General features: G+C 61.2%; 18 protein-coding genes and 1 tRNA gene. 10 read left to right on the top strand and 9 right to left on the bottom strand.

Going from position 1 to position 20,395, the window contains the following annotated elements:
- Positions 1–22: 22 nt before the first annotated feature.
- From HSS18214_RS0106180 to HSS18214_RS0106165, 4 genes are all read right to left on the bottom strand, one after another.
- Positions 23–97, bottom strand: a tRNA-Gln gene (locus HSS18214_RS0106180).
- A gap of 31 nt (positions 98–128) precedes the next feature.
- The gene (ispE, locus tag HSS18214_RS0106175) at positions 129–989 is read right to left on the bottom strand and encodes a 4-(cytidine 5'-diphospho)-2-C-methyl-D-erythritol kinase (protein ID WP_026001770.1); all 861 of its coding nucleotides are present in this window, start codon (positions 987–989) and stop codon (positions 129–131) included.
- A gap of 42 nt (positions 990–1,031) precedes the next feature.
- Positions 1,032–1,703, bottom strand: a complete 672-nt coding sequence (lolB, locus tag HSS18214_RS0106170) for a lipoprotein insertase outer membrane protein LolB (RefSeq protein WP_016914430.1) — start codon at positions 1,701–1,703, stop codon at positions 1,032–1,034.
- A gap of 45 nt (positions 1,704–1,748) precedes the next feature.
- Entirely contained in the window at positions 1,749–3,542 is a 1,794-nt protein-coding gene (locus HSS18214_RS0106165) for a tetratricopeptide repeat protein (RefSeq protein WP_026001769.1), read from the bottom strand.
- Between the two features lie 219 nt (positions 3,543–3,761).
- Here HSS18214_RS0106165 and hemA point away from each other — a divergent pair, with 219 nt between their 5' ends.
- The 5 genes from hemA to HSS18214_RS0106140 are packed head-to-tail and all read left to right on the top strand — an operon-like array spanning position 3,762 to position 8,302.
- Positions 3,762–5,072 carry a glutamyl-tRNA reductase gene (gene hemA / locus HSS18214_RS0106160; RefSeq protein WP_016914428.1) on the top strand — a complete coding sequence of 437 codons (1,311 nt, stop codon included), beginning with the start codon at positions 3,762–3,764 and terminating at the stop codon, positions 5,070–5,072.
- Positions 5,069–6,157 carry a peptide chain release factor 1 gene (prfA, locus tag HSS18214_RS0106155; RefSeq protein ID WP_016914427.1) on the top strand — a complete coding sequence of 363 codons (1,089 nt, stop codon included), beginning with the start codon at positions 5,069–5,071 and terminating at the stop codon, positions 6,155–6,157. Before hemA ends, prfA begins: the two co-directional genes overlap by 4 nt.
- Entirely contained in the window at positions 6,157–7,005 is an 849-nt protein-coding gene (prmC, locus tag HSS18214_RS0106150) for a peptide chain release factor N(5)-glutamine methyltransferase (RefSeq protein ID WP_016914426.1), read from the top strand. Before prfA ends, prmC begins: the two co-directional genes overlap by 1 nt.
- Before the next feature lie 30 nt (positions 7,006–7,035).
- Positions 7,036–7,536, top strand: a complete 501-nt coding sequence (locus HSS18214_RS0106145) for an Lrp/AsnC ligand binding domain-containing protein (RefSeq protein ID WP_016914425.1) — start codon at positions 7,036–7,038, stop codon at positions 7,534–7,536.
- 4 nt (positions 7,537–7,540) lie between these two features.
- Positions 7,541–8,302, top strand: a complete 762-nt coding sequence (locus HSS18214_RS0106140; protein WP_016914424.1) for a HesA/MoeB/ThiF family protein — start codon at positions 7,541–7,543, stop codon at positions 8,300–8,302.
- Between the two features lie 46 nt (positions 8,303–8,348).
- Here HSS18214_RS0106140 and ahpF read toward each other — a convergent pair whose 3' ends face one another.
- Positions 8,349–9,905, bottom strand: coding sequence for an alkyl hydroperoxide reductase subunit F (gene ahpF / locus HSS18214_RS0106135; RefSeq protein ID WP_016914423.1), 1,557 nt, complete (start codon positions 9,903–9,905; stop codon positions 8,349–8,351).
- Positions 9,906–10,092: 187 nt separating this feature from the next.
- Positions 10,093–10,656 (bottom strand): alkyl hydroperoxide reductase subunit C, encoded by a 564-nt coding sequence (gene ahpC / locus HSS18214_RS0106130; protein ID WP_026001768.1) that lies wholly within the window; start codon positions 10,654–10,656, stop codon positions 10,093–10,095.
- 391 nt (positions 10,657–11,047) lie between these two features.
- Here ahpC and HSS18214_RS0106125 point away from each other — a divergent pair, with 391 nt between their 5' ends.
- From HSS18214_RS0106125 to HSS18214_RS0106110, 4 genes are all read left to right on the top strand, one after another.
- A complete protein-coding gene (locus tag HSS18214_RS0106125) occupies positions 11,048–12,151 on the top strand; it encodes a polyamine ABC transporter substrate-binding protein (RefSeq protein ID WP_016914421.1) in 1,104 nt (367 codons plus the stop codon).
- A 94-nt stretch (positions 12,152–12,245) separates the two neighbouring features.
- Entirely contained in the window at positions 12,246–13,427 is a 1,182-nt protein-coding gene (locus HSS18214_RS0106120; RefSeq protein WP_026001767.1) for an ABC transporter ATP-binding protein, read from the top strand.
- Between the two features lie 31 nt (positions 13,428–13,458).
- The gene (locus HSS18214_RS0106115; protein WP_016914419.1) at positions 13,459–14,370 is read left to right on the top strand and encodes an ABC transporter permease subunit; all 912 of its coding nucleotides are present in this window, start codon (positions 13,459–13,461) and stop codon (positions 14,368–14,370) included.
- Positions 14,367–15,209 (top strand): ABC transporter permease subunit, encoded by an 843-nt coding sequence (locus tag HSS18214_RS0106110; RefSeq protein ID WP_016914418.1) that lies wholly within the window; start codon positions 14,367–14,369, stop codon positions 15,207–15,209. Before HSS18214_RS0106115 ends, HSS18214_RS0106110 begins: the two co-directional genes overlap by 4 nt.
- 7 nt (positions 15,210–15,216) lie before the next feature.
- Here the strand turns inward: HSS18214_RS0106110 and HSS18214_RS0106105 are convergent, their stop codons facing one another.
- Positions 15,217–15,426 carry a zinc ribbon domain-containing protein gene (locus HSS18214_RS0106105; protein ID WP_016914417.1) on the bottom strand — a complete coding sequence of 70 codons (210 nt, stop codon included), beginning with the start codon at positions 15,424–15,426 and terminating at the stop codon, positions 15,217–15,219.
- A 139-nt stretch (positions 15,427–15,565) separates the two neighbouring features.
- On the opposite strand from HSS18214_RS0106105, the gene HSS18214_RS0106100 reads away from it, so the two are divergent.
- Positions 15,566–15,979 (top strand): DUF3617 domain-containing protein, encoded by a 414-nt coding sequence (locus HSS18214_RS0106100; RefSeq protein WP_100731929.1) that lies wholly within the window; start codon positions 15,566–15,568, stop codon positions 15,977–15,979.
- A gap of 97 nt (positions 15,980–16,076) precedes the next feature.
- On the opposite strand, the gene HSS18214_RS0106095 is transcribed toward HSS18214_RS0106100, so the two are convergent.
- Positions 16,077–19,217 carry an efflux RND transporter permease subunit gene (locus tag HSS18214_RS0106095; protein WP_016914415.1) on the bottom strand — a complete coding sequence of 1,047 codons (3,141 nt, stop codon included), beginning with the start codon at positions 19,215–19,217 and terminating at the stop codon, positions 16,077–16,079.
- Entirely contained in the window at positions 19,217–20,281 is a 1,065-nt protein-coding gene (locus tag HSS18214_RS0106090; RefSeq protein WP_016914414.1) for an efflux RND transporter periplasmic adaptor subunit, read from the bottom strand. The genes HSS18214_RS0106095 and HSS18214_RS0106090 overlap by 1 nt, the downstream gene beginning before the upstream one ends.
- Positions 20,282–20,395 lie beyond the last annotated feature (114 nt).

Raw genomic sequence — 20,395 nt, 5'->3', positions numbered from 1 at the left:
AAACGCAGATCAACATCAGGATTGGCTGGGGTACCAGGATTCGAACCTGGGAATGCCGATACCAAAAACCGGTGCCTTACCACTTGGCGATACCCCAGCAAACAGCCTGATGCGACGACCGGGCGCTTTCAGCAGCCCAGAGCATCTTGTAGGGGAGAGGTGTTGAGCCCTTTGGCCACCCAGGCGTTCCAGCGCTGGTTGGCTTGCTTGGCCACTGCCTGTGCTGCCTCTTGTGTGTCGAAGGCGGCAAACAGACAAGCACCCGTACCGGTCAATCGGCACGGTGCATACTGTGCGAGCCAGTCAAGTGCATCCGCAATGAGCGGGTAGCCTTTCCTGACCGTTGCCTCGCAGTCGTTGCGCCATTCGGCCACTCCCCCCTGCAGTGCGCGCGCCATAGTAATGGGGAGGCTGTCGCGTGTCAATTCCGCATCCTGGAAGATGGCCGGTGTCGAGACGCTCACACCGGGGTGGATCACCACAAACCAGGGGGTGTCCAGCGTGACCGGAGTGAGCCGTTCGCCAACGCCTTCTGCCCAGGCGCTATGGCCATGCACGAACACCGGGACGTCGGCGCCCAGCGTCAGGCCCAGCGTGGCCAGGGTCTGGCGATCCAGACCCAGCTGCCACAGCTGATTGAGACCCACCAGCACGGTGGCGGCATTGGAGCTGCCACCCCCCAGGCCGCCGCCCATGGGTAGGCGCTTATCGATGGTGATCGATACGCCCATATGGTGGCCGCTTTCCTGCTGGAGCAGGCGCGCGGCACGGACGATCAGATTGTCATCGTGGGTAACGCCTGCCAGTGGGGTGGTCAGCTCGATGCGGCGGTCCTGACGTAGGGTAAAGGTCAGCGTGTCGCACAGGTCGAGCAGCTGAAACAGCGTTTGCAGCTCGTGGTAGCCGTCTGGACGACGGCCCACGATATGCAGCATGCGATTCAGTTTGGCCGGAGCCGGTAGAATCAATGGATGTGGTGTTGCGGACATGCCGGTTCTCTAAAATGAAAGTGCAGGGCGATGAAGCGGCGCTTATTCGGCCGTGCGGCTGGCAGCCTGCCACTGGTTGACCACCAGGGTAATGCGTACCTCGCCGTAGTTCATGACCAATCGGCGGGGCAGCCACATCTCCTCTACCCGCTCCCAGTCACGGTAGTCGATTTCCCAGCCATCCTGCTGCAGGAAACGCGGGAAGCCAAGCTCGTCGGTTTCCAGCTGATAGCTGGCGTGGTCGCCGGGCAAGCCTCGCACCCAGTCGGGCATGGCGCGTACCGGCAGTGACCAGCCAAGTTGCTCTTCCATCAGGGCTTCCGGAGTTTCGGCTTCGAAGCGGCCGTCGCTGGTGCTCAGCGAAAAGCGTCCTTCACGTCCTTCCAGCACGCTGCGTCCGCCGCCAAAGGGACCGCTGATCAGCATGCGGAAGTAGAACGGTGTCTGGTTCCAGTCGAGGTTGGCACTGATGTTTTCCTGGGGGGTGCGCAAGCCTGCTTTGCCCACCAGTGTCCAGCTATCGAAATCTTCGACCTGCGCCTGCTGGCGCTCCCACTGGCCTGCCTGACGACCGCTTTCGTCGACTGGTGCCTGGCTGGCGCAGCCGGCCAGGGTCAAGAGGGCAAGGGCGGCTACCCATAGACGCGCAGTAGGCAGGCGACCAGACAGTCGGGGGCTTGCCGAGCGAGCGAAGGGAAATGACGTAGTCAACATTAGAAGCTCCATGTCAGTAGGGTCTGGATCCAGAAGAGTGCACTATTAGGGCGTGCTGGCGGGCGTTAGTTCAGGATGCCGTTCCAGCAGTTCGTCTATTTGGGGGTGATGGTCGGCACGCCGCATGGCTCGGGCGATGGCTTGACGCGCTTCGTCGCTGCGCCCCAAGGCATGCAGCACTTCGGCCAAGTGGGCGGATACTTCCTGATCGGGGAGTCGCGAATAGGCGCTTTCCAGCCACGCCAGGGCGTCGTCCAGTTTGCCCAGCCGGAAGTATACCCAGCCCAGGCTATCCATGATGGCCGGGTTGTCGGGGTCGGCTTCATAGGCGCGCTCGATCAGGTCGCGGGCTTCTTCCAGGCGCTCGGTGATGTTCAAATCGGCTAGGGTATAGCCCAGCGCGTTCAAGGCGTCGGGGTTGTTGGGCTCGGTGCGCAGGATCTGTTGCAGGTCGCGCTCCATGGCGGCCAGATCGCCCATTTCCCAGCCGCGCATGGCGCGCAGGTACAGCAGGCGCGTGTCGTCGGGCGTGCGAGTGATTTCCCGGTCCAGCAGGGCGCCAGCCTCTTGCTCCATGGCGAGATCGTCCAGCAGCTGCACTTCGAGCAGTACCAGATCGCCAAAGTAGGTGTCGTGGCGCATGCGCTCGATGCGCAGGAAGGCGCGCGCGTCCAGCAAGCGGTCATCGTCGATCAACATGCGAGCGGCGGCTGCTCGCGCAGGCAGGAACTCGTTGCCATCGCGCACCTGGCGGTAATAGAGCAGGGCGTTGTCGATATCGCCCTGAGATTGTGCAATGGCGCCCAGCAGAAAGTAGGCAATATTGGGAATTCTGTCCTGGCCGATCAGAGGCTGCAGCAGCCGATAGGCGGGCTCACTGTGGCCCTCTTCGAGATAGAGCTGAGCCAGGGCGATGCGCAGTTCCTGATTGCCGCCGTGGGTTTCCAGCAGGGCGTTGGTCTGGGTTTCGGCGGCGGTAATGTTATTGAGGCGGATTTCAGCCTGGGCCAGCATGAGGATGAAGCGCACGTCATCCGGTGACAGGCTCAGCCCTTGCTGAGCCGCCCGCTGAGCTGCGCGGTGGTCGCCGCTTTCCAGCGCCAGACGTGCCCTGGCCAGCCACAGTGAGGCGGATTCAGGCTCGCGCTGCTCGACCAGGTCGAGGTGCTGCTGAGCGGTTTGCGTCTCGCCCAGGGCGGCTTCGATGAGCGCAGTGCCCAGCAGCACATCGCTGTAGGAGTCGCGCTCGGCAGCAGCGGGTTGCGCCAGGTAGGTGCGTAACGGCTGTGCCAGGACATTGAGCGGCGCCTCTTCTGCCACGGCAAGCTCGGCGAAACTTGCGATGTCACCGTAACCGCCCGATTCGGCAATGGCCAGCCGCTGCTCCAGGCTATCCAGCCAGTCGCCGCGCTGAAGGGACAGGGCGGCTAGCAGGCGGTTGGGCGTTTCCGCGGTGGGCGACAGCTCGCGCCAGCGCAGCGCCGAAGCTTCCATCAACGCGGCGTCGTTGCCAAAGCGTGCTGCAAAGGTGGCGCGCTCGGCCAGCCCGGGCGCGCTGTAGCGCTGGGCGGCTTCCAGGTAGCCACGGCTTGCATAACGGTAGTCGCCGCGCTGGCCAGCCAGCTCGGCGGCCAGCAGCGTGCTGAGCCCTGCCGCATCCAGGCCGCGTGTGACCGGCGGGGCCGTCAGCATGGGGTCGCGGCTAGCGCTCATGAACCCGCGATCTGGAAGCGTGGAGGACAGCTGGCAGCCGCTCAGCAGCAGCGTCGCGGCCAGCGGTAATAGAGGAAGGCCCGATAGTGCTCGGGACAAACCCGGAAGTGTTGCGCGGTGGGGCATGCGTATCTCGATCAGGTGGCCGAGTGTTCAGCATAGCGGCTTGGCTGCCTGCGGCAAAGTGGTGTGCGCCAGAACATGTCGTGTTGTGATAGAATGTTCCACCTTGAAAGTGGGCCGGGTCAGCACAATTCACTCGTAAAGCTGCCTGATTGCCCCGCTCCAAGCGATAACGACGAACAGTGACGTGACGACCGATCCACTAGCGAAGACGCAGACCGCATGACGCTTCTTGCCCTGGGAATTAATCATCGTACTGCCAGCGTGGCCGTGCGTGAGCAGGTGGCCTTTACGCCAACGCAGCTGGAAAGCGCGTTGGCCGAGCTGCGTGGCCTGCCACATATCCACGAAGCCGCGGTGCTCTCGACCTGCAACCGTACCGAGCTCTACTGCGTGACCGATGCCGCAGGCGAGCAAACCGTGCTGGACTGGCTGGGACGCTTTCACAATCTGCGGGTAGATGATTTGGCACGCTGTGCGTACCACTATCATGACAACGAAGCAGCTCGCCACCTGATGCGCGTAGCGGTCGGGCTCGACTCCATGGTGCTGGGTGAGCCGCAGATTCTGGGGCAGTTGAAAGACGCGTATCAGCAGGCGCGCCAGGCAAAGGGCTTGGGGGGAGAGCTGGAACGGCTGTTTCAACACACCTTTGCCGTGGCCAAGCAGGTGCGCACCGAAACGGGTATCGGCAAGAACCCCGTGTCGGTGGCTTACGCGGCGGTCAGCATGGCCAGCCGTATCTTCGATGATTTCAGTCGTGCACGGGCGCTGTTGATCGGTGCCGGAGAAACCATCGAGCTGGTGGCGCGCCATCTGCACGAAGCGGGCGTACGTCAGCTTACCGTGGCCAACCGTACCCGGGAGCGTGCCGAGCAGGTGTCTGCGGCGTTGGGCGGGACGGCCATCACCCTGCCCGAGATTCCGGATGCGCTGGAGCATGCCGACATCGTGATCTCTTCCACGGCCTCTCCGCTGCCGATTCTGGGCAAGGGGATGGTCGAGCGTGCCCTGAAGAAGCGCCGTCATCGGCCTGTCTTCATGGTCGATATTGCAGTGCCACGGGATATCGAGCCACAGGTGGGTGAGCTGGCCGATGTGTTTCTCTATACCGTGGATGACCTGGAAGAGGTCATCGAAGAGAACCGCCGCCATCGCCAAGTGGCTGCCGATCAGGCTGAATCGCTGATTGAACACGGCGTCGGCAGCTGGCAGCATGAGCGCCGCATTCGCAATGGCGGCGAAGTGATTCGAGATTATCGTCGTCATGGCGAAGCGCTGCGCGATCAAGCGCGGGAGCAAGCGCTGGAACGCCTGGCCAAGGGTGAAGACCCAGCCAAAGTCATCGAGCGGATGGCTCACCAGCTGGCCAACCGCTTCATGCATCAACCTACGCTTGCCATGCGTGATGCTGCTTCGCAGGAAAACCATGAATTGCTCAACGCCGCGCCGCGCCTGTTACTGCCGCCCAAACCTGCCTTCGAGCAGGCTGCGCCTCCGGTAAAACGCCAGAAGGATGATACACCCGCATGAAAGAGACTTTGCGCCAACGCCTGGATAGCTTCTCCGACCGTTTCGAGGAGCTGGCCATGCTGCTGTCCGATCCCGAGGTGATCAACAATCAGCAGCGCTTCCGTGACTATTCGCGGGAATACGCTGAGCTGGAAGAGCTGGTGGCCGCTTGGCAACGTTACCGTGGGGTCGAAGACAGCATCGCCGAGGCCGAACAGCTGAGCCGCGACAGTGACCCGGAGATGCGCGAGCTGGCGGAAATGGAAATCAGCGATGGTCGTGAACAGCTGGCAGAGTTGGACATCGAGCTGAAGCGCCTGCTGATCCCCAAGGACCCCGACGATGGCCGTGGCGTGTTTCTCGAAGTGCGGGCGGGCACCGGTGGCGATGAAGCGGCGATTTTTGCCGGTGATCTGTTCCGCATGTACTCCCGCTATGCTGAAAAGCGCGGCTGGCGGGTAGAAATCGTCAGTGCCAGCCACGGCGAGCAGGGCGGCTATAAAGAGGTGATCTCCCGGGTCAAGGGCGACGGCGTCTACGCAAGGCTCAAGTTCGAGTCGGGCGTTCATCGCGTACAGCGCGTGCCCGCGACGGAGTCTCAGGGGCGAATCCATACCTCTGCCTGTACCGTGGCGGTCATGCCCGAGGTGGATGAAGTGGGCGATGTGGACATCAATCCCGCCGACCTGCGGGTGGACACCTACCGCTCCAGCGGTGCCGGTGGCCAGCACGTCAACACCACCGACTCGGCGATTCGCATCACCCACTTGCCCACCGGCGTGGTGGTGGAGTGCCAGGAAGAGCGCAGCCAACACAAGAACCGTGCCAAGGCGATGTCCTTGCTGGCGGCCAAGCTCAAGCGCAATGCCGTGGATTCCCAACGCCAGGAGCAGGCCGATGCGCGCCGTTCGCTGGTCGGCTCGGGAGACCGCAGTGAGCGGATTCGGACCTATAACTTCCCTCAAGGTCGCATCACCGACCACCGCATCAACCTGACGCTCTATAAGCTGACCGAAGTGGTCAGCGGCGAGCAGCTCGATGACGTGATCGAACCGCTGATCCATGAGTATCAGGCAGAGCAGCTCTCGGCCTTGCAGGACGGCTGATGACCTTCGACGCCTTGCTGTCACAGGCGGCCCAGCGGTTGACGCAGGCAGGCTCGCCCACGCCGCGGCTGGATGCCGAAGTATTGCTGGGCTGTGCTGCCCAGTGCAGCCGTACGTGGATCTATACCTGGGGGGATCGCGAATGCCCCACCTGGGAGCGAGCCCGTTTCGAGGCGCTGGTAGCCGCCCGTGCCCAGGGGCAGCCGGTGGCGTATCTTACCGGTGAGCGAGAGTTCTGGGGACTGCGGCTGGCGACGTCGCCCGACACGCTGATTCCCAGGCCCGACACGGAAACCCTGGTGGAGGTGGCGCTTTCTCGCGCCGCTGCCCCGGTGGGCAGGCTACTGGATCTGGGAACGGGCACGGGCGCCATTGCGCTGGCGCTGGCCAGTGAAAAGCCGGGTTGGCAGATCATCGGTGCGGACATTCGCCCCGGAGCCGTGACGCTGGCCGAGCGCAATGCCGACGCATTGGGGATCACCAATGCCCGGTTTGTGTTGAGTGATTGGCTCAGCGCGTTCGTGCCTCCGGCAGAGGAGCCGCCTTTCGATATCATCGTCAGTAATCCCCCTTACATTGCGGCCGATGATCCGCATTTGAGCCAGGGCGACGTGCGTTTCGAGCCGCACTCGGCGCTGGTTGCCGATGCCAACGGCATGGCCGACCTGCTCCACGTGATCGAGGCGGCCAAGGCCCACCTGGCCCCTGGTGGCTGCCTGGCAATGGAGCATGGCTACCAGCAGGCGGCCAGTGTGCGTGAGGCACTGTTGGCGGCGGGCTATCAAAGCGTTGAAAGCGTGCAAGACATGGGTGGCCATGAACGGGTTACCCTAGGGCACCTCGAATAACTGCCTGATTCATTTGTATTGGATCCTGCCATGAAACCAAAAAATAGAACGCTGGACCGTATCGACCTCAAGATCCTTCGCTGTTTGCAGGAAAATGCGCGTATTTCCTACGTGGATCTCGCCGCAGAAGTTGGGTTATCCACAACCCCTTGTCTGGAGCGGGTCAAGCGCCTGGAGCGTGCCGGTATCATTCGTGGCTACCAGGCCATTCTGGACCCTCGCGCCCTGAAGGCGAACCTGCTGGTGTTCGTCGAGATCAGCCTGGAGACCCAGTCGCCTGCGGTCTTCGATGAGTTTCGGCGCGCGGTGGAAAAGCTGCCGCAAATTCAGGAGTGCCACCTGGTGTCCGGGCAGTTCGACTACATCCTGAAATGCCGTATTCCGGAAATGGCCGCTTACCGCCAGCTGCTGGGGGATGTGGTATTGACGCTGCCAGGGGTGAAAGAGTCCAAGAGCTATGTGGTGATGGAAGAGGTAAAAGAGAGCTTCAATCTCCACATTCCTGATTTCGAGGAATTCGAGGATAAGTAAGCCAATGATGGACGATCAGGCGCTGCTGCGTTACAGCCGCCAAATCATGCTGCCCGAAGTGGATATCGAGGGTCAGGAGCGACTGCGTAGCGCTCACGCCTTGATTATCGGGGCTGGCGGGCTGGGCTCGCCAGCCGCGCTGTATCTCGCTGCGGCGGGAGTGGGGCGGATTACTCTGGTAGACGCCGACCATGTAGAGCTTTCCAACCTGCAGCGCCAGATAGCCCACCAGCAGGCCAGCCTGGGGCTCAACAAGGCGCGTTCGGCGCAGCAGCGCCTTGAAGCACTGAACCCTGAATGCCAGGTGGTGGCCATCGAGCGTCACGCCGAAGGCGAGCTGTTGGCAGAGTTGGTGGCCTCGGCCCAGGTGGTGCTGGACTGTACCGACCGGTTTAGCAGCCGCTATGCCATCAATGCCGCGACACAGCGAGCCGGTGTGCCGCTGGTCTCGGGGGCGGCTATTCGCTTTTCCGGCCAGCTGGCGGTATTCGACCCGCGTCAGCCAGATAGCCCCTGCTACGCCTGCCTCTATCCCCCGGAAGCTGGCGATGACGAAGCCCTCAGCTGTGCCGAGAGCGGCGTCATGGCGCCCCTGGTGGGATTGATTGGCTGCTTTCAAGCGGTCGAAGCCTTCAAGCTACTGAGCGGCGCAGGGAAGGCACACCAGGGGCTGTCGGCCTTCGACGGGCTCAGCGGGCAGTGGCGTCATTTCCAGGTGCCGCGTGACCCGGCGTGCCCGGTGTGCGGAACGCGAAAGCCCGCCTGAATAGGCGGGCCTGGTCACGGTCTTTTGCTTTTTATAGGCGGATGAATCAGTTGCGGATCAGGTAATCGAAAGCGCCCAGCGACGCTTTGGCGCCTTCACCCATGGCAATGATGATCTGCTTGTAGGGCACGGTGGTGACATCGCCTGCGGCAAACACGCCGGGCACCGAGGTCATGCCGTGGGCGTCGACGATGATTTCGCCACGCGGTGACATCTCGATGGGGGAGCCCTTCAGCCACTCGGTATTGGGCACCAGGCCGATCTGTACGAAGATGCCTTCCAGAGCGATGTTCTTGACTTCGTCGGTTTGGCGATCCTTGTAGGTCAGGCCGTTGACTCGGCTGCCATCACCGGTCACTTCGGTGGTTTGCGCGTTCAGCACGATATCCACGTTGGGCAGGCTCTTGAGCTTCTTCTGCAGCACGGCGTCGGCGCGCATTTCACCCATGAACTCCACCAGCGTCACATGGCCGACGATGCCTGCCAGGTCGATGGCTGCTTCGACGCCTGAATTACCGCCACCAATGACCGCGACACGCTTGCCCTTGAACAGCGGGCCATCGCAGTGAGGGCAGTAGGCCACGCCCTTGTTGCGATACTGCTGCTCGCCGGGCACGTTCATTTCCCGCCAGCGGGCGCCTGTGGCCAGTACCAGGGTCTTGCTTTTCAGCTTGGCGCCGGATTCGAAGGTCACTTCGTGCAGGCTACCTTCGGTTTCTGCTGCTTTGAAGGCGGTGGCACGCTGCAGGTTCATGACGTCCACTTCGTACTGCTTGACGTGCTCTTCCAGGGCGCTGACCAGCTTGGGACCTTCGGTATGGGTCACGGAGATGAAGTTCTCGATCCCCATGGTGTCGGCCACCTGACCACCGAAGCGCTCGGCGGCAACGCCAGTATTGATGCCCTTGCGCGCAGAGTAGATGGCCGCTGACGCGCCCGCCGGGCCGCCGCCGATGACCAGCGTGTCGAAGGCTGCCTTGTCACTCAGTTTCTTGGCTTCACGCTCGGCTGCGCCGGTATCCACCTTGGCCAGGATCTGCTCCAGCGTCATGCGACCCTGGTCGAAGGGCTTGCCGTTGAGGTAGATGCTGGGCACCGACATGATTTCGCGGGCCTCGACTTCCTCCTGAAACAGGGCGCCGTCGATGGCGACGTGGCGCACCTTGGGGTTGAAGATGGCCATCAGGTTCAGTGCCTGGACGACGTCCGGGCAGTTCTGACAGGAGAGCGAGTAGTAGGTCTCGAACAACATCTCGCCGTCCAGCGCCTTGATTTGATCGAGCTGCTCTTGCGACGTTTTGGGCGGATGTCCGCCGACCTGCAGCAACGCCAGTACCAGCGACGTGAATTCGTGGCCCATGGGAATGCCCGCAAACACGACGCCGGTCTCTTCGCCAGCACGGTTGAGAGCAAAGGAGGGCTTGCGCGCATCCTGGCCGTCGGTTTTGAGGGTGATCTGAGTGCTCAGGCTGCTGATGTCTTCCAGCAGGCCCAGCAGCTCGCGTGACTTGGCACCGTCATCGAGGGACGCAACGATCTCGAAGGGCTGAGTCACTTTTTCCAGATACGCTTTCAATTGATTCTTTAAATTGGCGTCCAGCATGACAGTGGTTCCTCGTAGTCAGCAGTAGAACGTTCTCGACCAGGCACGCCAGCCTTGGGTATGCGATAAGGGGCAAGCGTGTGGGAAAACAGGGATGCATTAACAGGGTGCTGAAAAAAAGACACCCGGGACATGCCCGGGTGTGATGCTGCCGACCGACACGCGCCGGGTCGGCAACGGTAGGCGTTTAGATCTTGCCTACGAGGTCCAGAGACGGGGCCAGAGTCTCTTCGCCTTCTTTCCATTTGGCCGGGCACACTTCGTTCGGGTTGGCGCGAACGTACTGGGCGGCCTTGACCTTGCGCAGCAGCTCTTCGGCGTTACGACCGATGTTGCCCGCGTTGATTTCGACGATCTGGATCTTGCCGTCGGGGTCGACAACGAAAGTACCGCGCTCGGCCAGGCCAGCTTCTTCGATCAGTACTTCGAAGTTGCGTGAAATTTGCAGGGTCGGATCGGCAATCATCGGGTACTGCAGCTTACCAATGGTCTCGGAGCTGTCGTGCCACGCCTTGTGGGTGAAGTGGGTGTCGGTGGAGACGCTGTAGATCTCGACGCCCAGCTTCTTGAAGGCTTCGTAGTTGTCGGCCAGATCACCAAGCTCCGTGGGGCATACGAAGGTGAAGTCAGCGGGGTAGAAGAAGAACACTGACCACTGACCTTTCAGATCCGCTTCAGTAACGTCAACGAACTCGCCGTTCAGGTAAGCAGTCGCTTTAAACGGTTTTACTTCAGTATTGATCAAAGACATTGAAAACATCTCCGCAGTGAGTGAATGGTAGTTGGAAAAGTTGCTGAACATATTAGCGAACTACGACTAATAGCTAAAATTGGAAAAAATGATGCTGCCAATAGCCAAGGTCTATAGTTTGCCTGCGCCCTTGGATGTGGGGTCACCAACAGGGTAATGCAAGAATTTTTCACTTGGACTTGCGATGGACGTCGCTGCGCCGCAAAATTCGCACGGTCAGCAGAATGGCCTAAGCTGTTTTTCAGCAGCGGCAAACGAGTAGAAAAAGTGGCCACCATGACCGTTGCCTGATGCGGCAGACCCGCGGGCCGGGCGCTGTTGAAACAAGTGAACTTTCGAGACCGGGTAGGCTTTCGAGCCCAGGCAGATTTTCGAGATAAGGAGTAGCTAGATGGGGAACATCCCAAAACGTTCAGTGGCCGTTACGGCGTTGGCTTTTGCCGTAGCGGCCGGGACTGCTCACGGCAATGAAGTGCGGGTATACAACTGGTCCGACTACATTGCGCCGGAAACGCTGGAGAAATTCACCGAGCGCACCGGTATCTCCGTGACCTACGATGTCTACGACAGTAACGAGATCCTCGATGCGGCGCTGCTGTCTGGCCGCTCGGGCTACGATGTGGTCGTACCCTCCAACTACTACTTTACCCGTCAAGCCAGAGCGGGGGTGTTCCAGCCCCTCGACCACGAGCAGCTGCCCAACTTCGAAAACCTCAACCCGGAGTTGATGGCCAACCTGGAAGCCATCGATGAGGGCAGCCAGTACTCCATCCCCTACATGTGGGGCACCAATGGCATTGGCTACAATGTCGAGCGAGTGAAGGAGATTCTCGGTGACGATGCCCCGGTGGATAGCTGGGCACTGCTCTTTGATCCGGAAATTACCGCGGCTCTGCATGCGGCCGGTTGCGGCATCTCCATGATGGACTCGGCAGACGAAATGCTCTCGCCGGCCATTGCCTACTCGGGCGGCGACCCGCTGAGTGAAAACCTGGAGGACATCGAAACCGCCGGGCAAGTGATTGCGGCCGTACGCAACCACGTCACTTACTTCCACTCTTCGCGCTATATCTCGGATCTCGCCAATGGCGAAATCTGCGTCGCGGCTGGCTACTCGGGCGACGTGTTCCAGGCAGCAGACCGAGCTGAAGAGGCGGGGCGTGACTTCACCATCGCTTACAGCATCCCGAAAGAGGGCGCTGCGCTGTGGTTCGACATGATGGCCGTGCCGGCCGATGCGCCTAACCCCGAGAACGCCCATGCGTTCATCAACTTTATTCTCGACCCGGAAATTGCCGCCGAGATTAGCGAGTACGTTAGCTACGCCAACCCCAACCTGGCCGCGAACGAGTTCCTTTCCGAGGAGCTGCTGAATGACCCTGCGGTTTATCCGGATGCAGACGTCATGCAGAACCTGTACGTTCAGGCGGAAAAGCCGCAGGACGTGCTGCGTGCGCGTACTCGTATCTGGAACCGCGTCAAGTCTGGTCGCTAAGCTGACCCCTGCCTGACAGCGAGCCGGGCAGTTGCCTGGCTCGCTGTTCGTCTTTTATCGCCCGGCTTCTCGGGCCTTTTGATGGGAGTGGCGAATGGTCACTACGCCCCTGTCGAACGACACTTCATCCTCGTCATCTGCCATTCCCCCGTCGCTGAGACCACAGGGAAAGGCACCCCGTTTTGCCGAGGATATCGTGTTGGAAGTCAAACGCCTGAGCAAGCGCTTCGATGACGCGCTGGCGGTGGATGACGTGAATTTGCAGGTCAAACGCGGCGAAATCTTCGCCCTGTTGGGGGGCTCGGGGTCTGGCAAGTCGACCCTGCTGCGCATGCTGGCGGGCTTCGAGACGCCGAGCGAAGGTCGCATCCTGCTGAGTGGCGAAAACATTACCGACATGCCGCCGCACAAGCGCCCGATCAACATGATGTTTCAATCCTATGCGCTGTTTCCGCATATGACGGTGGCGCAGAACATCGCCTTCGGGCTGAAACAGGACAAGCTCCCCAAGGCGGATATCGAGGCGCGAGTGGCCCAGATGCTGAAGCTGGTGCATATGGAACGCTTTGCCAAGCGCAAGCCGCATCAGCTTTCCGGCGGCCAGCGCCAGCGAGTGGCCTTGGCGCGTTCGCTGGCCAAACGGCCGAAGCTCTTGCTGCTGGACGAGCCCATGGGCGCTCTCGACAAGAAGCTGCGCACGGAAATGCAGCTGGAAGTGGTCGAGATCATCGAACAGGTAGGCGTTACCTGCATCATGGTGACCCACGATCAGGAAGAAGCCATGACCATGGCGGACCGTGTGGCGATCATGGCCGATGGCTGGATCGAGCAGGTGGGCTCTCCGGTCGATATTTACGAAAGCCCCGCCAGTCGCATGGTGGCGGAATTCGTCGGTACCGTGAACCTGTTCGAAGGGGAGATCATCGAAGACGCGGCGGATCATTGCCGCATCGCCAGCCCTGCGCTTTCACGGCCGATCTATCTCGACCACGGGATCACCACCCAGGCGGTGGACCGTCGAGTATGGGCAGCCCTGCGGCCCGAGAAAATCTGGCTGACCCGTGAACAGCCTGTCGGTGAGTACAACTGGGAGGCCGGCAAGGTGGACGACATTGCCTATCTGGGGGGGTATTCGCTGTATTACGTGCGTACGGCCTCGGGCAAGTTGATCAAGGTGAGCATGGCCAACACGGAGCGGCGCGGTGATCGTCCCACCTGGGAGGATAGCGTGTACGTTTATTGGGAAGATCACAGCGCTATCGTGCTGAATCGCTGATGATTCGGTCTCTTGAAGGAGATTGCCTACCATGATGCCATCTGGCTTTACCGGCATGATCAAGCGTCTACAGCTGGGGCGGCGTGCGGTAATCGCATTCCCGCTGGTGTGGCTCACGCTGTTCTTTTTGCTGCCCTTTGCGTTGGTGCTCAAGATCAGCCTTGCCGAAGGGGCGATTGCCATTCCTCCCTACGGGCCGCTGGTCGAGTATGCCGATCAAACCCTGAGTATCTTTCTCAATGTCGGCAACTATCTGTTCTTGCTCTCTGACTCGCTGTATGTCGCGGCTTACTGGGGCTCCATCAAGACAGCATTTACCGCCACGCTGGTGTGCTTGCTGCTCGGTTATCCCATGGCCTATGCCATGGCCCGTGCCCCGGGGCGCTGGCAGTTGATTCTGCTGCTGCTGGTGATGCTGCCCTCCTGGACGTCGTTTCTGATCCGCGTGTATGCGTGGATGGGCATACTCAGCAACAATGGCCTGATCAACAATCTGCTGCTGAGCATCGGCCTCATCGACTCGCCGCTACGCATGATGAATACCCAGTTTGCGGTCGTCGTGGGCATCGTGTATGCCTACCTGCCGTTCATGGTGCTACCGCTGTATGCCCATCTGACGCGTCTGGATACATCGCTATTGGAAGCGGCCTCTGACCTGGGGTCGCGTAAATTGAATACTTTCCTGAAAGTCACTCTGCCGCTTTCCATGGGGGGCATCGTGGCGGGTTCCATGCTGGTATTCATTCCTGCAGTGGGTGAGTTCGTGATCCCTGAGCTGTTGGGAGGGCCTGATACCCTGATGATCGGCAAGGTGCTTTGGGAAGAGTTCTTCCTGAATCGTGATTGGCCGGTGGCCGCAGCGCTGGCGATGGTCATGTTGCTGCTGTTGTTGATCCCCATTGTATGGTTCCACCGCTACCAGTCACGGGAGCTCGAACAATGATGACGTCCTCTCGGCGCCCCAGCTTTACCACAGTGATGCTGGTGCTTGGCCTGCTGTTTCTCTATCTGCCGATGTTCGTGCTGGTGTTCTACTCGTTCAACTCATCGCGCCTGGTGACGGTGTGGGCGGGTTTCTCGACCCACTGGTACGGCGAGCTGTTCCGGGATCGGCAGATTCTCTCGGCGGTATGGACCAGTCTCAAGATCGCCTTTTTCGCTGCCAGCATGGCGGTGTGCCTGGGCACGGTGGCGGCTTTCGTGATGACCCGCTATGGCCATTTTCGAGGCAAGACGGCGCTTTCCAGTATGGTGACGGCACCGCTGGTCATGCCTGAGGTGATCACCGGGCTTTCCCTGCTGCTGCTGTTCGTGCAGATGGCGCAACTGATTGGCTGGCCCGCGGACCGGGGGATGGCGACGATATGGATTGCCCACACCACGTTCTGCAGTGCCTATGTGGCGGTGGTGGTGTCGGCGCGTCTCCGGGAGCTGGATCGTTCCATCGAAGAGGCGGCCATGGACCTTGGCTCGCCGCCGGTCAAGACATTCTTCAGCGTGACGCTGCCGGTCATTGCGCCTGCTCTGGCGGCAGGCTGGCTGCTGGCGTTCACGCTGTCGCTGGATGACCTGGTGATCGCCAGCTTCGTATCAGGCCCGGGAGCCAATACGCTGCCCATGGTGGTGTTCTCCTCCGTGCGCATGGGCGTCTCGCCCAAGATCAATGCCTTGGCCACGCTGATCATTCTGACCGTCTCGTTGGCGACGCTGCTGGCGTGGTACTTCATGCGCCGCAGCGAGGCCAGGCGGGTGGCTCAGATGCAGCAGGATGACGTGGCCTGACCATGGCTCACAAGACGTCGTCGTCACGGCCGGTGATGACGGCGTCGAGTTCGCCTGTGAAAGGTGAGATCACCACCTGAAGCCGGATGGGGGCGCAGCATTGATGGCAATCTTCCCAGGTATCGTGGCTGCCCTGTGACGTGTCGATCATGAAGGTCAGAGGCGTGTCACAATAGGGGCAGTAGAAGTCATGGGGGACCAGCGCGTCGTCATGCATGGTGGTTGCCTGTCAGGCAGAAAAAGGATATCCAGTGTAACAGCCCTGTCCGGGGCGGGCACAAGCGGCATGATTCAGGTAGGATAAGAGCGGGTTTACCCAATTAACCTAGTGAGAAAAAACGATGATGAAACGTCACATGGCAGTAGCGGCCTTATTGGCCTTCCCGATGGTCGCTCTGGCGGAAACACCCAACGTAACGCCTGGCGAGTGGGAGTTCGTCAGCGTAACCAGTATCAGCGGTGACATGCAGATTCCCGATCAGACGGAAACCGAGCGTCAGTGCATCACCCAGGAAGAGCTGGATGGCGCAGAGTTTGGCTTCATCGAAGAAGAAGAGGGCTGCGAGCTGCAGCACCAGGACATGAACGCCGATGGCCTTTCGTACAGCATGGTGTGCCGTGCTGAAGGCGGCGAAGCCAATATCGACGGTGAAATGCGCTTCATGGGTGAGCGTATCGAAGGCAGCGTGGACATCTTCACCCAGTCACCCATGGGCGAATTGACCATGAACACCGTGATCGAAGGCGAGCGCATCGGCGACTGCGAGTAACCGTACGCACTGCTTTAACGATCTTCAGCAGCGGTTTTCAACAACAAGGGCGCCTTTTGGCGCCCTGGTTGTCTGTCTACTCGGTAGCAGAGGTTGCTTAGCGCTCGGGCGTAGCCAGCGGTTCGTGGTCGGCCTCCGGCGCATTGGCAATTTCTTCTTCCAGCTGCCGCTTAACGGCGCCAGGGGAGCCTGAGTAGCGTGCCAGCAAGTCGTAGGCCACCGGCACCACGAACAGCGTAAACACCGTGGCCGCGCCGACCCCCGCCATGATCACCGTGCCAATCACCAGGCGAGACTCTGCGCCAGGGCCACTGGAAACGATCAGCGGAATCGCCCCGGCCATGGTGGTCACCGCCGTCATCAAAATGGGCCGCAGGCGGGTCACCGACGCTTCGATCAGGGCCGAGCGAAAGGCCTGACCCTCATCGCGCAGCTGGTTGGCGAACTCGACGATCAGGATGCCATTCTTGGCCGCCAATCCTATCAGCAGCACCAGCCCCACCTGACTGTAGATATTCAATGACTGGCCGGTCAGCAGCAGGGCCAGCAGGGCGCCACTCATGGCCAGCGGCACCGTCAGCATGATCACGAAGGGGTGAATCAGGCTCTCGAACTGGGCGGCAAGCACCAGGAAAACTACTATGGCGCCAAGTACCAGCAGGAAGGTCGTCGCCCCGCTGGCCTGCTGGAAGTCTCGAGAAGGGCCTGCCAGATTGGTCTGCACTTCTTCCGGCAGGATGGTGTCTGCGGTCTCCTGCAGGTAGGCCAGCGCTTCACCCAGTGGGTAGCCATCGGCCAGGTTGGCCTCGATGGTAATGGCGCGCACGCGATCGAAGCGGTTGAGCGTGCTGGCGCCAGCGAAGTCAGAGAGTGTCACCAGGCTGGCCAGCGGAATCAGCTCACCGGACCGCGCGGAGCGCACCTGGATGTTGTCCAGCGCTCGCGGGCTGTTTTGGCGGCCACGGTCGCCTTCCAGAATCACGTCGTACTCTTCGCCGTCATCCACGTAACGGGTCACGTTGCGCCCACCGAGCAGCACCTCCAACGTGCGGCCTATTTCCGTGACGGTGACCCCCAGCGCGGCCGCCCGTTCGTAGTTGATGTCGACCCTGAGCTGCGGCTGGGTTTCGTTGTAGTTGCTCTCTACGGCGGTCAGGCGCGGGTTGTGCTCGCGAATATGGTTGACCAGCGTATCCCGCCAGCTGGCCAGTTCCTCGTAAGTGCCGCCCCCTAGCACGAACTGGACCGGTTTCTGGGTGCGTTGACCAAACCCCTGGCGCATGACCGGGAAGGCTTGCACGCCCGGCAAAGAGCCCAGGGTTTGCCTCACGTCCGCCATGATCTCCCAGGCGCTGCGGCGGCTGCCCCAGTCGGCCATGTTGACGATGATGAAGCCGCTGTTGAAGTTTTCGATATTGCCGAACCCCCGCGGTGCCCGGACCACCACGCGCTCCAGCTCACCGCTATCGACAAAGGGAGTCAGGCGAGCTTCGATCTCATCCATGTAATCCATCATGTAATCGAAGGTGGCGCCCTCTGGCCCGTTGACCAGTACGATGAAGTTGCCGCGATCCTCCTGGGGGGTGTATTCGCTGGGCAGCACCGACGCCAGCCAGGCAGTGCCTGCCACCAGCAGGGCAAACAGGGCCACCACCACCCATCTGAATGCCAGCACGACCTCCAGCGCGCGCTGGTAACGCTTTCGAGCGCCGTCCAGCAGCCACTGCACCCCTTGGCCAATGCGGCTATCGTGCATCCCCGGCTTGAGGATCTTGGAAGCCATCATGGGCGTCAGGGTCAGGGCCAGCAGCGTGGAGACGACCACCGCGGCGGCCATGGTCAGCGCAAATTCGGAAAACAGACGGCCGATGTCACCCTGCAGCATGCTCAGCGGCACGAACACGGCTACCAGCACGAGGGTCGTGGCAATGACCGCAAAAGCGATTTGACGAGTGCCGCGGAAGGCCGCCACCAGCGGTGTCTCACCGTAATCGTGCATGCGCCGGTTGATGTTTTCCAGCACCACGATGGCGTCGTCGACGATCAGGCCAATGGCCAGTACCAGCGCAAGCAGCGTCAGCAGGTTGATCGAGAAATTCATGGCCGCCAGCGCGGTAAAGGCGCCAATCACGGCGATGGGGACGGTCACGGCGGGCACGATGGTGGTTCGCAGATTGCCCAGGAACAGGAAAATCACGATCACCACCAGCCCCATGGCGATGAACAGCGTCATGACCACCTGGTCGATGGCTCCGGATACGAACACCGAAGCATCGTAGTTGAGTGACAGTGACATGCCCTCGGGCAGGGTGCCTTGTAAGCGCTCCAGCTCCTGCTGTACCGCTTCGGAAAGCTCCACCACGTTGGCGGTGGACTGCATGATCATGCCTAGCCCCACCATGGGCACGCCGTTGGCCCGAAACACCGAACGGTCTTCCACCGAGCCCACTTCCACTCGGGCCACATCGGCCAGACGAATCAGGTGCCCGTTGCTGCCCTGGGTAACCGCCAGCCGCTGAAAGTCATCGGCAGTGGCGAAATTGCGCGGCAGCCGTACGATGAACTGGCGATCATCGGACTCGATGGAACCCGCGGGCAGCTCGACGTTTTCGGCACGCAGGGCGTCCTCGATATCACCCACGGTGAGGCCCCGTGCTGCCAGCGCGTTGCGGTCCAGCCAGACACGCATGGCGTAGTCACGCCCGCCGCCCACGCGCACCCTGGCCACCCCCGGCTGCACCGACAGGCTGTCCACCAGAAAGCGGTTGGCGTAGTCGGTGAGCTCGGTGATCGAGTAGTCCGCCCCTGAGAGACTAAGCCAGATGACGATTTCATCGCTGCTGTCGGCCTTGGTGACTTCAGGGTTGTCAGCATCATCGGGAAGGTTGCGCAGGGCGCCCGATATGCGGTCGCGGACGTCGTTGGCGGCCGCGTCGATATCCATGCTGATGGCAAACTCGATCTGAATGCGCGAACGGCCATCTTCGCTTTGAGACGTGATCAGCTCGATGCCTTCTACCCCGGCAATACGGTCTTCCAGCACCTGGGTGATACGGGTTTCGACCACGCTGGCCGAGGCGCCGGGGTAACGCGTGTCGATACTGACAATGGGCGGGTCGACGGTGGGGTACTCTTGCAGCGGCAGGCGATTTAGCGCGAGTAGACCAAAAGCCACGATCAGCGCGGCGATGACCATGGCCAGCACCGGACGCTGTACGGAGATGTCGGATAAGCGCATTAGCGGTCAGCCTCCAGCAGGGTACGGATGCTGGTTTCTTCGTCGGTAATGCCCATCAAGCGAACCTGCTGGCCGTCGCGGGCCAGCTGCAGGCCGTGCACTGCCACCAGCTCGCCATCTGCCACACCCTCGAGCACTTCCACTTCCCCACTGCGGCGCTCACCCAGGGCGACCTCGCGGCGCTCCAGGCGATGCTCTCCTTCCTCCTCGTGAATGACCATCACGAAATGGCGATTGCCGCTCGGCTCGATAGCGGCTTCAGGCAGTACCAGCGTATTGCGCACGCGTTGCTGCACGACCACCTCCATCAACATGCCGGGGCGCAGGCGCAGCGCGGGGTTGGCCAGCTCGGCCCGGACGCTAACGCTGCGTGACACCGGGTCGATGCGCGTGCCAATGCTGGCGATTTCACCTCGGAAGACCTCATCCGGGTAGGCGGCGGTGGTCGCACTCAGCGCCAGCCCTGCCGACAGGCGCCCCAGAAACACTTCCGGTACGGTAAAGTCCAGCTTCATGACATCCAGCTTGTCGAGGGTCACCAGCTCCATGCCCGGGGTCACCAGCGCGCCAACGCTGACGTTGCGAAAGCCAACGCGGCCGCTGAAGGGCGCGACCACGCGGTAGTTGGCCAGGCGTGCCTGGAGGGCCTGCACGTCGGCTTCGGCCTGTCTTAGCCGCGCCTGGGTGTCTTCCAGTTCGGCGCGGGGGGCCAAATTGCGCTCCTGAAGTTGAGACGTTCTGGTCACCGCGTTGCGGCGCTCGTCGGTGATGGCGCGCGCGGCTCTGAGCAAGGCTTGCTCTTCGGCATCTTCAAGACGAATCAGCAGTTCGCCCTGTTCGACCTGAGCACCATCCTCGAAAGTGATCTCGGCAATGGTGTCGGTGACGGTGGCCGATAGCGTGACGCTCTCATCGGCGCGCAACGTACCCAGCGCCTCCAGAGGATCGGACCATTGGGTGGCCTGGGCAACATGACCGATCACTGGTGGTGGGGACTGTGCCAGGGCCAGAGGTGACATGGCGGCCAGCACGATGAAGAGAAAGAGGCGTTTATAAACGAGCATGAGCGTCTCAGCGTCAACAGGAGGTGTCCCGCATTATCCGGAAAACGGCTGCCGTGATAAGCGCTAACGGCAAGATATCGGTACATAGGGAAGTTATCTATACATTATATGTAC

This window comes from Vreelandella stevensii S18214, assembly GCF_000275725.1.
GTDB classification, from domain to species: domain Bacteria; phylum Pseudomonadota; class Gammaproteobacteria; order Pseudomonadales; family Halomonadaceae; genus Vreelandella; species Vreelandella stevensii.
Note: the sequence above shows the minus strand (reverse complement) of the source record. Positions and strands in the feature narration are given on the sequence as shown.